Annotated in this window: 9 protein-coding genes; 7 read left to right on the forward strand and 2 right to left on the reverse strand. The window is 77.1% G+C overall.

Features of this window, described 5'->3' with window-relative positions:
- Positions 1 to 26 precede the first annotated feature (26 nt).
- Complete coding sequence (locus BLS82_RS11510; RefSeq protein WP_143028834.1) at positions 27 to 2,399, reverse strand: cell wall-binding repeat-containing protein; 2,373 nt, start codon at positions 2,397 to 2,399, stop codon at positions 27 to 29.
- A gap of 225 nt (positions 2,400 to 2,624) precedes the next feature.
- Between BLS82_RS11510 and metG the strand changes: the two genes are divergently transcribed.
- From metG to BLS82_RS11545, 7 genes are all read left to right on the forward strand, one after another.
- Positions 2,625 to 4,421: a methionine--tRNA ligase gene (gene metG, locus BLS82_RS11515; protein ID WP_092865905.1), complete on the forward strand. Its 1,797-nt coding sequence runs from the start codon at positions 2,625 to 2,627 to the stop codon at positions 4,419 to 4,421.
- A 148-nt stretch (positions 4,422 to 4,569) separates the two neighbouring features.
- Positions 4,570 to 5,415 (forward strand): TatD family hydrolase, encoded by an 846-nt coding sequence (locus BLS82_RS11520; RefSeq protein WP_176819069.1) that lies wholly within the window; start codon positions 4,570 to 4,572, stop codon positions 5,413 to 5,415.
- A complete protein-coding gene (locus tag BLS82_RS11525) occupies positions 5,415 to 6,884 on the forward strand; it encodes a resuscitation-promoting factor (RefSeq protein WP_143028835.1) in 1,470 nt (489 codons plus the stop codon). The genes BLS82_RS11520 and BLS82_RS11525 overlap by 1 nt, the downstream gene beginning before the upstream one ends.
- 70 nt (positions 6,885 to 6,954) lie before the next feature.
- Positions 6,955 to 7,827 carry a 16S rRNA (adenine(1518)-N(6)/adenine(1519)-N(6))-dimethyltransferase RsmA gene (rsmA, locus tag BLS82_RS11530; protein WP_092865914.1) on the forward strand — a complete coding sequence of 291 codons (873 nt, stop codon included), beginning with the start codon at positions 6,955 to 6,957 and terminating at the stop codon, positions 7,825 to 7,827.
- Positions 7,828 to 8,021: 194 nt separating this feature from the next.
- Positions 8,022 to 9,512, forward strand: coding sequence for a sugar transferase (locus BLS82_RS11535; protein ID WP_092865917.1), 1,491 nt, complete (start codon positions 8,022 to 8,024; stop codon positions 9,510 to 9,512).
- A 90-nt stretch (positions 9,513 to 9,602) separates the two neighbouring features.
- Positions 9,603 to 10,577, forward strand: a complete 975-nt coding sequence (locus tag BLS82_RS11540; RefSeq protein ID WP_092865920.1) for a 4-(cytidine 5'-diphospho)-2-C-methyl-D-erythritol kinase — start codon at positions 9,603 to 9,605, stop codon at positions 10,575 to 10,577.
- Positions 10,578 to 10,610: 33 nt separating this feature from the next.
- Positions 10,611 to 12,437 carry an ABC-F family ATP-binding cassette domain-containing protein gene (locus tag BLS82_RS11545; RefSeq protein WP_092865923.1) on the forward strand — a complete coding sequence of 609 codons (1,827 nt, stop codon included), beginning with the start codon at positions 10,611 to 10,613 and terminating at the stop codon, positions 12,435 to 12,437.
- Positions 12,438 to 12,442: 5 nt separating this feature from the next.
- Here BLS82_RS11545 and BLS82_RS11550 read toward each other — a convergent pair whose 3' ends face one another.
- On the reverse strand, positions 12,443 to 12,910 hold the full coding sequence (locus BLS82_RS11550) for a MarR family winged helix-turn-helix transcriptional regulator (RefSeq protein ID WP_255378346.1): 468 nt from the start codon (positions 12,908 to 12,910) through the stop codon (positions 12,443 to 12,445).
- Positions 12,911 to 13,022: the final 112 nt, after the last annotated feature.

Raw genomic sequence — 13,022 nt, forward strand, 5'->3', positions numbered from 1 at the left:
CGCGGCTCCGCGCGGGCAGGTGGGGCTCAGCAGGGCGTGAGGTCCGCGGCCGACGCCGCGACCGCCCGCAGGCCGCCCAGGACGACGACGCGCTCGGGGGAGAGCGAGCGCAGCGCCGCGGCGGTCGCCGCGGGCACGCAGGTGCTGTCCACGAGCAGCAGCGGAGCGCCGGCCGCTCCGGCCGCCGGCGCCCCGGCGAGCGCGTCGGGGAAGTCGCGCCCGGAGGTCAGCACCACGGTGGAGGCGCCCGAGGGGTGCCCGTGCGCGGCGACGTCCGCGGCGGTGGCGTAGCGGTCCGCCCCGGCCCAGCGCTGCAGCGCGGCGTCCGGGACGGCGGCCGCGACGGCGTCGCGCACGGCGTCGGAGACGGACGCCGTGCCGCCGAGCAGCACCACCCGGCCCGGCCGCAGGACGCGCAGCGCGTCGGCGGTGGGGGCGGGCAGGGTGCCCGGCGCGGACAGCAGCAGCGCGTCGCCGTTGCGCGCCGCGAGCGCGCCGCCGGCGAGCGCGTCGGCGTACCCGGTGCCCGAGGCGAGGAACACCGTGCCCCCCGCCCGGCCGGTCGTGCTCGCCGCCACCGCGGCGGTGTCGTACCGGTCGCGGCCGGACAGCCGCTGGGTCGGGGCGAGCGCCTCGAGCTGGGCGAGGACGGCGTCGGAGACGGCGCTGGTGCCGCCGACCACCCGGATCCGCTGCGGCGCCAGCCGCGCCAGCTCCTCGCGCACCCCGGCCGGCAGGACGCCGTCGCGGGGCACGAGCAGCAGCGGCCCGCCGGCGCCGGCGGCCACCTGGCCGGCGGCGAGGGCGTCGGGGAAGTCCTGCCCGGAGGCGACGACGACCTCGCCGGCGCCGCCGGGGAAGCCGGCGCGCGAGACGGCCACGGCCGTGCCGTAGCGGTCCTCGCCGGAGCGGCGCACCACCGGCAGCGGCACCAGCGGCGCGTCCTCGGGCCCTCCGGCGGTGGGCTCCTCGGGCTGCCCGGGGGAGGGCTCCGGCGTGGGCGCGGCGCCCCGGCGCAGGTCGACGGTGGCGCCGGCGCCGTCCACCGAGCGCACCGTCAGGTGCCAGCCGCCGCTGCCGAGGGCCGTGGTGGCGCCGACGGGCACGGCGGCCTGCAGGTCGGAGGACCAGCCGCTGCGCGGGGACGGCGTGGGGTCGAGCAGCAGCGTGGCGGCCGCGCTCGTGCCGACCTGGCGGCGCACGGTCACGCCCGTCTGCAGGCGCAGCCGGTTCGCCGCGGTGCCCAGGTGCGCGTCGGCGCCCGTGGCCGCGCGCAGCTCCACCCAGTACACCGCCCCGGTGCCGTCGTCCAGGCGCAGCGCGCGCAGGCCGCCGGAGGAGGAGACCGGGCTGAGCACCGCGGTGCCCGACCCGGCGGCGGCCGAGACGTCCTTGCGGGCGGCGGCGGGCAGGACGCCGAGGGAGTCGGCCTGGTAGGCGCTGATCGAGCCGGTCTGCCCCCACGAGTAGCCCATGACGTCGTAGTAGTCGCGGTAGGCGTCGGCGGTGCAGTCGCCGGTGGCGCCCTCCGTCGTCCCGTCGCACTGCAGGCCCCCGGCGTGGGAGAGGCCGAGGTTGTGCCCGAGCTCGTGGGCGATGACCGAGGCGTCGGCGTAGCGCGTGTACATGCGCCCGCCCGCGTCGACGCCGCCGCCGAGCTCGGCCAGGCCCGCGTAGCACCCGGGCAGCGACGAGGGAGAGCCGCTGACGTGCAGCAGCAGGTGCTTGCGGGGCCCCGGGGTCCAGCCGGTCAGCGCCGCGGCCTCGCGCCACATGGCGGTGGGGTCCGAGCAGGAGGACGACAGCGCCGTCCAGTCGCGCCGGCCGGTCACCGACAGGCTCACGGCGCCGCCGGTCTGCGCCGACCAGTACGCCGAGACCGGGCCCTCCACGGTGCCGACGACCTGCTCCAGCGTCGCGGCGTCCCGCACCGCGCCGCTGGGCACGGCCATGACGACGGTGACCTCGTGGCTGCCGGTGCTCGCCGCCGCCGTGGGGGTGGCGCCGGTGCCGCCGGTGCTGAGCACCTGGGCGGCGAGGACGTCGCGGGCGGGCTCCAGCTGCGGGTCGGCCGCGCCGTCCTCGACCTCCCCGCCGACGCGCAGGCGCACGGTCGCGCCCGTGGGCAGGGCCGCGACGTCCGCCGAGGGCACCCGCACCGCGTCCGCGCCGGTGTCGACCCAGCTGAGCAGGTCCAGGGCCTCCTCGGCGCCGTGCCCGGCGTCGTGCCCGGTGTCGGGGGCGTGCTCCTCGCCGTAGGCGCGCACGAGGGTGCCGACCACCGCCTGGCCGGCCGGTGCCGCGGCGCTCGCGGGCACGGCGGAGCCGGCCAGCGCGGTGGTGAGCAGTGCGGCGAGCCCCGCCAGCAGGGGGCGCCTGCCCGGGAGGGCGTTCGTCATGGCGTGTCCTGGGCCCAGCATGCGGTCGGGTCGCCCGCTCTCGGCGGCGCCACGCCGGAGCGCCGTCGATCCCGGGCGCCCCGGAGCGCGGGAGCTGCGCAGCGACACGGGGCCTCCTCCGGACCGACCTGCTCGACGCAGCGGGGATCGGCGGGTCCGCGCCCGGGCTGGAGCCGGATCGCCCGACCGGCCCTCGTCACAGGTCCCCGCTCTAGGCTCCCCGGCATGAGCCGCGTCCTGTCCGCCGTCGCCTGGCCGTACGCCAACGGACCGCGCCACATCGGCCACGTGGCCGGCTTCGGCGTGCCGTCCGACGTGTTCAGCCGGTGGGCGCGCATGGCCGGGCACGACGTGCTGATGGTCTCCGGGACCGACGAGCACGGGACGCCGATCCTCGTCCAGGCCGAGAAGGAGGGCGTCTCCCCGCGCGAGCTCGTCGACCGCAACAACCGGCTCATCGTCGAGGACCTGGCCGCGCTCGGGCTGTCCTACGACCTGTTCACGCGCACGACGACGCGCAACCACTACGCGGTGGTGCAGGAGGTGTTCCGCACCGTGCACCGCAACGGGTACATGGTCGAGCAGACGACGATGGGCGCGATCTCGCCGTCCACGGGGCGCACCCTGCCCGACCGCTACATCGAGGGCACCTGCCCGATCTGCGGCTACGACGGCGCGCGCGGGGACCAGTGCGACAACTGCGGCAACCAGCTGGACCCGATCGACCTGAAGAACCCCCGCAGCCGGATCAACGGGGAGGTGCCGCGCTTCGTGGAGTCGCAGCACTTCTTCCTCGACCTGCCGGCGCTGGCCGAGGCGCTGGGGGAGTGGCTGCGCGGGCGCGAGGCGTCGGGGGCGTGGCGGCCCAACGTGCTGAAGTTCAGCCTGAACCTGCTGGACGACGTGCGCCCGCGGGCGATGACGCGCGACATCGACTGGGGCATCCCGGTGCCGCTGCTCGGGTGGCAGGAGGACCCCACCAAGCGGCTGTACGTGTGGTTCGACGCCGTCGTCGGCTACCTGTCCGCCTCGGTCGAGTGGGCCCGGCGCGCCGGGCACCCGGAGGCCTGGCGCGCCTGGTGGAACGACCCGGCGGCGCGCTCGTGCTACTTCATGGGCAAGGACAACATCACCTTCCACTCCCAGATCTGGCCCGCGGAGCTGCTCGGCTACGACGGCCGCGGCGCGCGCGGCGGCGAGCCGGGGGTCTACGACGCGCTGAACCTGCCCACCGAGGTCGTCTCCAGCGAGTTCCTCACCATGGAGGGCGGCAAGTTCTCCTCCAGCCGCGGCGTCGTCATCTACGTCCGCGACGTCCTCTCGCGCTACCAGCCGGACGCGCTGCGCTACTTCATCGCGGTGGCCGGCCCGGAGAACCAGGACACCGACTTCACCTGGGAGCAGTTCCGCCGCCGCACCAACGACGAGCTGGTCTCCACGTGGGGCAACCTCGTCAACCGCACGGCGTCGCTGATCGCCAGGAACGTCGGCTCCGTCCCCGAGGCCGGGCAGCTGAGCGACGCCGACCACGAGGTGCTGCGCGTCGTGCGCGGCGCCTTCGCCACGGTGGGCGACCTGATCGGCTCCCACCGGCAGAAGCAGGGCGTGGCCGAGGCGATGCGCGCGGCGGGCGAGGCGAACCGTTACCTCTCGGAGCAGGCGCCGTGGAAGCTGAAGGAGAGCGACCCGCAGCGCATGCGCACGGTGCTGCACGTGGCGGCGCAGGCGGTGACCGACCTGAACACCCTGCTCTCGCCCTTCCTGCCGCACAGCTCCCAGGCCGTGCACGAGGCCCTCGGCGGCACGGGGACCTTCCAGCCGATGCCGCAGGTGCGCGAGGTCGAGGACCTCGACGGCGGGCCGGGCTACCCCGTCATCACCGGCGACTACTCCGCGCCGCCGCCGTGGGCCTCGCGCCCGGTGCTGCCGGGCACGCCCGTGCCGCCGCCGTCCCCGGTCTTCCGCAAGCTCGACGAGTCCGTCGTCGAGGAGGAGCTGGCCCGCCTGCGCGGCGAGGCCTGACCCCGGTGCCGGACCGTGCGCGCGGTGCACTGGGCGCCTGCGCACCCACCGCTGATGAGCACGGGGGCGCCCAGTGCCCGTCAGACGGGCACGGGGGCGCCCCGTGCCCGTCGGGGACGGGCATGACGGCGCCCACGGGCGGGGTCCGGTGAGCGCGGTCGAGCTCCCCGAGGGGTACCCGCCGGCGCCCGCGCCGCTGGCCCGCCCCGTCGTCGACGACCACACCCACCTCGACGGCCTGGACGACGCGACGGTCGAGGCGCTGCTGGCCGCGGCCGCCGCCGCGGGCGTGCCGCGCGCGGTGCAGATCGGGTGCGACCTGCCCGCCGCCCGCTGGACGGTGCGCGCCGCGGAGCGCTGGCCGCAGCTGGTCGGCGGGGTCGCGATCCACCCCAACGAGGCGCCGCTGCTGGCCGCGCGCGGGCAGCTGGACGCCGCGCTCGCCGAGGTCGAGGCCCTCGCCGCGCACCCGCGCGTCCGGGTGGTGGGGGAGACCGGGCTGGACGCCTTCCGCACCGACCTCTCCGACCCCGGCGCCGCGGCGGCCCAGCTGCGCTCCTTCCGGGCCCACGTGGCGATGGCGCGGCGGACCGGGCGCGTGCTGCAGATCCACGACCGCGACGCGCACGAGCAGGTGCTCGCCGTCCTGGAGGAGGAGGGCGCGCCGCAGCGCACGGTGTTCCACTGCTTCTCCGGCGACGCCGCGATGGCCCGGTACTGCGCTGAGCGCGGCTGGTACCTGTCCTTCGCCGGCACGCTGACGTTCCGCAGCGCCGGCGGGCTGCGCGAGGCGCTCGCGGCCGTGCCGCTGGAGCAGGTGCTCGTCGAGACCGACGCGCCCTACCTGACGCCGGTGCCCCACCGCGGGCGCCGCAACGCCAGCCACCTGATGCCGCACACGGTGCGCTGCGTGGCCGAGGTGACGCGACGCGCCGAGGAGGAGGTGTGCGAAATCCTCGCTGCGACCGCGGACAGCCTCTACGGTCCGTGGTGATGTCCAGGCAGAGCGTGATCGACACCCTCGAGTGGGTGCGCGACGAGACGTCCGACGGTCATGAGACCGTCAAGGTTCCGCGCCAGCGCGTGTGGAACGTGGTCGAAACGGACACGGCCGACTACGGTCTTCCGCCGAAGGCCGGGATCGGAACGCCCCCGGACGACGACACGCCGGAGCCCGCCGCGCTGCACGAGCGCGGACGGCGCCGGGCCGAGCCGCCGCAGCGGGCACCCCGCCGGTCGCGCACGGCCGCCGTCGACCGCCCGGGGCCCGTACCCGGGACGAACGACGCAAGGGACCCCGTGCGCCTCATCCCCTCAGGGCGGGCCTCGCGCCTCGCCGGTTCGGCGGTCGTGCTGACCGCCCTCGTCGGCGGCACCGCCGCCTACGCCACCCTGGACACCACCGTCACCCTCGACGTCGACGGGCAGACCCAGGAGGTCCGCACCTTCGGCCGCTCCGTGGAGGCCGTGCTGGCCGCCGCGGAGGTGGAGGTGGCCGACGGCGACCTCCTCGCCCCCGCCGCCGGGCAGCAGGTCGACGACGGCGACACGGTCGTCGTCCGGCACTCGCGCCCGCTGACGCTCACGGTCGACGGCGAGACCGAGACCCGCTGGACCACCGCGCTGACCGTCGGGGAGGCCCTGGAGGACCTCGACGTGCGCACCGCCGGCGCCGAGCTGTCGGCGTCCCGCTCCGCGCCGCTCGGCCGCGAGGGCCTCGCGCTGGAGGTCAGCTCCCCCAAGGCCGTGCAGCTGGTCGCGGACGGCTCCGCGCGCGCCCTGACCAGCACCGCCGCCACGGTCTCCGAGGTCCTCTCCGAGGCCGGCGTCAGCGTCGGCGAGGCCGACCGGCTCTCCGTGCCGGCCGACGCGCCCGTCGTCGACGGCCTCGTCGTCGCCGTCACCCGCATGACGAAGGCCACGGTCACCGAGGACACGAAGATCGACTTCACGACCGAGGAGCGCTCGAGCGACGCCCTGTTCGAGGGGCAGACGAAGGTCGAGACGGCCGGGAGGGCCGGCACGAGGCGCACCACCTTCGAGCAGACCCTGGCCGACGGCCAGGAGGTGCACCGCGTCGCCGTGGGCGAGGAGGTCGTCGCCCAGCCGGTGACCAAGGTCGTCCTCGTCGGCACCAAGGAGCGCCCCGCGCCCGCCCCGGCGCCCACCGCCACCAGCAGCGGCTCGTCCGGCGCCAGCGCCAGCTCGGGCGGCAGCTCGGGCGGCAGCGGCGTCTGGGACAAGATCGCCCAGTGCGAGTCGGGCGGCAACTGGTCGATCAACACCGGCAACGGCTACTCCGGCGGCCTGCAGTTCTCCGCGTCGACCTGGCGCGCCCACGGCGGCACGGGCAGCGCCCACCAGGCCAGCCGCGAGCAGCAGATCGCCGTCGCCGAGCGCGTCCAGGCCGCGCAGGGCTGGGGCGCCTGGCCCTCCTGCACCCGCAAGCTCGGGCTGCGCTGAGGTCCGGTGCCGACAGGCCCGAGCGACGAGGCCCGAGCGACGAGGCCCGCGCTGAGAGGCCCGAGCTGAGCTGAGCACGCCGGCAGCCCCCGACGGCCTGCTGGGTCCCGCCGACGTGCGGGCCCTGGCGGGCCGTCTGGGCGTGCGCCCGACCAAGCAGCTGGGGCAGAACTTCGTCGTCGACCCCGGCACGGTGCGCCGGATCGCGGCCCGCGCCGGCGTCGGCCCCGACGACGTCGTCGTCGAGGTCGGGCCGGGCCTCGGCTCCCTCACGCTGGCCCTCCTGGCCACCGGCGCCCGGGTGGTCGCGGTGGAGGTGGACCCGGTGCTGGCCGCCCAGCTGCCGCTCACCGTCGCCGAGCGCCGTCCCGACCTCGCCGGGCACCTGCGGGTCGTGGCGGGCGACGCCCTGCGGGTGGGCGCCCTGCCCGGCCCGGACCCGACGGCGCTCGTGGCCAACCTGCCCTACAACGTGGCCGTGCCCGTGCTGCTGACGATGCTCCAGCGCTTCCCCACCCTGCGGGGGGCGCTGGTCATGGTGCAGGCGGAGGTGGCCGAGCGCCTGGCCGCCGCCCCCGGCTCGCGCACCTACGGCGTGCCGTCGGTCAAGGCCGCCTGGTACGCCGAGGTCAGCACGGCCGGCGCCGTCGGGCGCACGGTGTTCTGGCCCGTGCCCAACGTCGACTCCGGCCTGGTGCGCCTCGTGCGCCGCGACCCGCCGCCGACGCGCGCGAGCCGGGAGCAGGTCTTCGCGGTCGTCGACGCCGCCTTCGCGCAGCGGCGCAAGACCCTGCGCGCCGCCCTGGCGCCCTGGGCCGGCTCGGGCGCGGAGGCGGAGCGGGTGCTGCGCGCGGCGGGGGTGGACCCCTCGCTGCGCGGCGAGCGACTGTCCGTGGCGGACTTCGCCCGCATCGCCTCCGCACGCGGGGATGCCGTTTTGTGACTCATAGTCACGTCTTGTATCGTTGAGCGACGGCTTGGCTCCTGCGGCATACGCGGGGCGCCGAGTCTGTTGCTGTGCCGGGGCGCGTGGTGGAAGGTGATCCGGTCACGGCGCGCCCCCCCCGACCGGGCCGGGTCCAGCAGGACCCCCCGAGCACCAGCACGCCAGGACCATCGAGCGAGGAGCACTCCAGCATGCCGTTGCGCCACGACGCTCCTCGGACGGCCGCCCTGCGGATGCCCTCCCCGGTCCGCAAGCGGATCGCGACGGCGGGCGACTGGCGCTCCGACTACCTCGCGAAGATCGTCCTGACCGACTTCCTCGCCATCACCCTCGCGACGGCGCTCGCCTACTTCGTCCGCTTCGAGGCGCCGTCGGACGGGCACCCGGACGTCCTCCTGTGGGTCCTGCCGGCCCTGCCCGTGCTGTGGCTGGGGGCGATGCTCACCTTCCGCGCCTACGAGGCCCGCTTCCTGGGGCTGGGCAGCGAGGAGTTCGACCGGGTCCTGCGCGCCGCCACCTTCGTGCTCGCCGCCGTCGCCACGACGTCCTGGGCCTTCAAGCTGGAGCTCGCCCGCGGGTTCGTCATCCTCGCCCTCCCGCTGGCCGCCGTGCTCACCCTCGTCAGCCGCTACGCGTGGCGGCGCTGGCTGCACGCGCGCCGCGCGCACGGCGAGTACACCCAGCGCGTCCTCGTCGCCGGCCACCGCGCCGGCGTCCTCGCCATGGTCCGGCAGATGAGCCGCGCCTCCTACCACGGCATGCGGGTGGCGGGGGCGTGCTTGCCCCCGGCCCTGCCCGGCGAGGAGGACGACGACGCGCTCGCCGCCCTCGACGTCCCGGTGCTCGGCACGCTGGACGAGGTCGCCGCGGTCGCCGCCCGCGAGGGCGTCGAGGCCGTCGCGGTGCTGCCCACGCCCGAGCTTGACGGGCCCACCCTGCGCCGCCTCGGCTGGGACCTCGAGGGAACCCGCGCCGAGCTGTTCGTGGCCCCCGCGGTCACCGAGGTGATCGGCCCGCGCGTGGCGATCCGGCCCGTGTGCGGCCTGCCGCTGCTGCACCTGCACCGCCCCGAGCTGACGGGCGTGCGCCGCCTGGCCAAGGGCGCCGTCGACCGCACGGCCTCGGCCGCGGGGCTGCTGGTGCTCCTGCCCCTCTTCCTCCTGATCGCCCTGGCGATCACGCTGGACAGCCGGGGCCCGGTGTTCTTCCGCCAGGCCCGCGTCGGCAAGGACGGCCAGGACTTCGGCATGCTGAAGTTCCGCAGCATGGTCACGGACGCCGAGCGCCGCCTGATGGACCTGCGCGAGCGCAGCGAGGGCAACGGCGTGCTGTTCAAGATGAAGGAGGACCCGCGCGTCACCCGCGTCGGGAAGGTCCTGCGCCGCTACTCCCTCGACGAGCTGCCGCAGCTGATCAACGTGCTCAAGGGCGAGATGTCGCTCGTCGGCCCGCGCCCGCCGCTGGCCAGCGAGGTGGCCCTGTACGGGGACGACGTGCGCCGCCGCCTGCTCGTCAAGCCCGGCCTGACCGGCCTGTGGCAGATCAACGGCCGCTCGGACCTCGACTGGGACGAGTCGGTGCGCCTGGACCTGCGCTACGTCGAGAACTGGTCCTTCGCGTTCGACTTCATGATCCTGTGGAAGACGGTCGGGGCGGTGCTGCGCAGCCGCGGGGCCTACTGACCCGCTGCCGGCCCGCTGCCGGTGCCCTGCCGGTCAGGCGCCGTCCCGGGTCGCCCTCGGGCACCGCGCTCGTCACGTAGGGTCCCCCGGGTGAGCCCGAGAGGGGACCGGGTCGTCGTCCGCGCGCCAGCCAAGATCAACCTGGCGCTGCGGGTGGGTCCGCTGCGCGAGGACGGCTACCACGAGCTGGTGTCCGTCTTCCAGGCCGTCTCGCTGTTCGAGGAGGTCTCCGCCCGCCTGCCCGAGGACGACGAGGGCGTCAGCGTCGTCGTGCGCGGCCCGGGCGCCGCGGAGGTCCCCACCGACGCCTCGAACCTCGCGGTCCGGGCCGCCCTCCTGCTCGCCGAGCGCACCGGCGCGGCGCCGCGGGCCCGCCTGGCCGTGCGCAAGACGGTGCCCGTCGGCGGCGGCATGGCCGGCGGGTCGGCGGACGCCGCCGCCGCGCTGCTGGCCTGCGACCTGCTGTGGGGCACCGGGCTGCACCGCGAGGAGCTGGCCGAGCTGGGCGCCGAGCTCGGCAGCGACGTGCCGTTCGCCCTCGTCGGCGGCACGGCGCTCGGCACCGGCCGCGGGGAGCGGCTCAGCCCCGTGCTGGGGCGCGGCGAGTACCACTGGGTGCTCGCCCTGAGCCCGGACGGGCTGTCCACGCCGCAGGTGTACGCCGAGCTGGACCGCCTGCGCGCGGCCGGCGAGGCGCCGGTGCCCGAGCTCGAGCCGGACGTGCCGCAGGAGCTGGGCCAGGCCCTGCGCTCGGGCGACCCCGCGCGCGTGGGGGCGGCGCTGGTCAACGACCTGCAGGAGGCCGCCTGCTCGCTGCGGCCCGGCCTGCGCCGCGCGCTCGCGCTGGGGGAGGACCACGGGGCGCTCGGCGGGCTGGTCTCCGGCTCCGGGCCGACCGTCGCCTTCCTCGTCCCCGACAGCGACGCGGCGCTGGAGCTGGCCGTCGCCCTGACCGCCTCGGGCGTGGCCTCCGACGTGCGGCGCGTGACCGGGCCCGTGCCGGGCGCCCGCTCCGTCGAGCCGGTCGCCACCTCCCCGCACCACCCCTCCCACTCCTCGCGCTGAGGGCGCCGCCGCGCGGGTGGGATCCTGGGGCCGATGGCCCACCTGCTCAACCTCGAGTCCGTCACCGTGGTCGCCGGCGCGCGCACGGTGCTCGACGGCGTCTCCCTCGGCCTGGACGACGGCGCGCGCGTCGGCGTCGTCGGCCGCAACGGCGACGGCAAGTCCACCCTCCTGCGCGTGGTGGCGCGCCGCCAGGCCCCGGACGGCGGCCGCGTCACCCACAGCCGCGGCCTGCGCCTGGGGATGCTCAGCCAGGTCGACGACCTCGACCCCGCCGCGACCGTGCGCCGCGCGGTCGTCGGCGACGCGCCCGACCACGCCTGGGCCGCCGACGCCGCCGTGCGCGGCGTGCTCGACGGCCTGCTCGGCGACCTCGAGCTCACGGCGCCCGGCGGCGCCGACGCCCTCGTGGGGCAGCTGTCCGGCGGCCAGCGCCGCCGGGTCGCCCTCGCCCGCCTGCTCGTCGGCGACCACGACGTCGTCCTGCTCGACGAGCCGACCAACCACCTCGACGTCGAGGGCGTCGCCTGGCTCGCCGAGCACCTGCGCACCCGCTGGCCCGCCGGGCGCGGCGCGCTCGTCGTCGTCACCCACGACCGCTGGTTCCTCGACGCGGCCGTCGAGCGCACCTGGGAGGTGCACGACGGCGTCGTCGACGCCTACGACGGCGGGTACGCCGCCTACGTCCTCGCCCGCGCCGAGCGCGCCCGCGTCGCCGCCGCCACCGCCGAGCGGCGCGCGAACCTGCTGCGCAAGGAGCTCGCCTGGCTGCGCCGCGGCGCCCCGGCCCGCACGAGCAAGCCGCGGTTCCGCCTCGAGGCCGCCGCCGCCCTCGTCGCCGACGAGCCGCCCCCGCGCGACGGCGTCCAGCTGCAGCGCACCGCCAGCGCCCGCCTGGGCAGGGACGTCGTGGACCTCGAGGACGTCACGTGCGCCGTCGGGGAGGGCGAGCAGCGGCGCGTGCTCCTCGACCGCGTCACGTGGCGCCTCGGCCCCGGCGACCGGGTCGGGCTCGTCGGCGTCAACGGCTCGGGCAAGACCACCCTGCTGCGGCTCGTCACCGGCGAGCTGGCCCCCGCGTCCGGGCGCGTGCGCCGCGGCGCCACCGTGCGCCCGGCCGTGCTCTCGCAGTCCCTGCACGAGCTGGACCAGGTGGCCGGGCTGCGCGTGCTCGAGGCCGTCGAGCGCGAGGCCCGTACCGTGCAGGTGGACGGGAAGGAGGTCAGCGCCTCCACGCTCGTGGAGCGGCTCGGCTTCCCCGCCGAGCGCGCCTGGACGCCGGTGGCGGACCTCTCCGGCGGCGAGCGGCGCCGCCTGCAGCTCGCGCGCCTGCTCACCCGCGAGCCCAACCTGCTGCTGCTCGACGAGCCGACCAACGACCTCGACACCGACACCCTCACCGCCGTCGAGGACGTCCTCGACTCCTTCCCCGGCACCCTCGTCGTCGTCTCCCACGACCGCTACCTGCTCGAGCGCACCACCGACGTCCAGCTCGCCCTGCTCGGCGACGGCGCGCTGCGCGACCTGCCCGGCGGCGCCGAGCAGTACCTGGCGCTGCGCCGCGCCGCCCAGGCCGCCCCCACCCCCGCCCGCGACCTCGCCCCCGCGCCCCCGCCGGCCGCGGGGGCGGGCCCGACGGCCTCGGCCGCCGACGTCCGCGGCGCCCGCAAGGAGATGGCCCGCCTCGAGCGGCAGCTGGCCCGCCTCGAGGAGCGCGAGGCCGCGCTGCACGCCGCGATGGCCGAGCGGGCCACCGACCACGAGGCCGTGCTGCGCCTCGACGCCGACCTGCGCGGCGTCACCGCCCAGCGCGCCGCGCTGGAGGAGGAGTGGCTGCTCGCCGCCGACCTGGCCGGCTGAGCGCGTCAGTCCTCGAACGGCGCCAGCAGCGCGCGCAGCTGCTCGGCCAGCACCTGCGCCGCCGCCGGCGCCAGCGGCGCCAGGGCGGCGCGCTCGCGCACCAGCAGGTCCGCCATGGCGGCGTCCACGCGCTGCGCGCCGGCGTCCGTCAGCCGCACCAGCACGCCGCGCCGGTCGGCCGGGTCGGGGTGGCGCTCGACCAGCTCACGGGCGGCGAGGCGGTCGATCCGGTTGGTCATCGTGCCGCTCGTCACGAGCGTCTGGGCCGACAGCGCGGACGGCGACAGCTCGTGCGGCGCCCCCGCGCGGCGCAGGGCCGCCAGCACGTCGAACTCCCACGTCTCCAGGCCGGACGCCGCGAAGGCCGCGCCGCGCGCGCGGTCCAGGTGGTGCGCCAGCCGGCTGATCCGCGAGAGCACGAGCAGCGGGCTGACGTCGAGGTCGGGGCGCTCGCGGTGCCAGGCGGCGACGATCCGGTCGACCTCGTCCCGCGCGCCGCCGTCAGCGCCGCCGTCAGCGCCGCCGTCAGCGCCGCCGTCGGGGCCGCCGTCGAGGCCACCGTCCGTGCCGCTGGCGACGGCGCCG

It is taken from the genome of Quadrisphaera sp. DSM 44207 (assembly GCF_900101335.1).
Taxonomy (GTDB): domain Bacteria; phylum Actinomycetota; class Actinomycetes; order Actinomycetales; family Quadrisphaeraceae; genus DSM-44207.

Excerpts from the sequence above, each read along its gene's own strand:
- BLS82_RS11545 (WP_092865923.1), top strand. The coding sequence starts at position 10,611 with ATGGCCCACCTGCTCAACCTCGAGTCCGTCACCGTGGTCGCCGGCGCG.
- BLS82_RS11525 (WP_143028835.1), top strand. The coding sequence starts at position 5,415 with ATGTCCAGGCAGAGCGTGATCGACACCCTCGAGTGGGTGCGCGACGAG.
- metG (WP_092865905.1), top strand. The coding sequence starts at position 2,625 with ATGAGCCGCGTCCTGTCCGCCGTCGCCTGGCCGTACGCCAACGGACCG.
- BLS82_RS11510 (WP_143028834.1), bottom strand. The coding sequence starts at position 2,399 with ATGACGAACGCCCTCCCGGGCAGGCGCCCCCTGCTGGCGGGGCTCGCC.
- BLS82_RS11535 (WP_092865917.1), top strand. The coding sequence starts at position 8,022 with ATGCCGTTGCGCCACGACGCTCCTCGGACGGCCGCCCTGCGGATGCCC.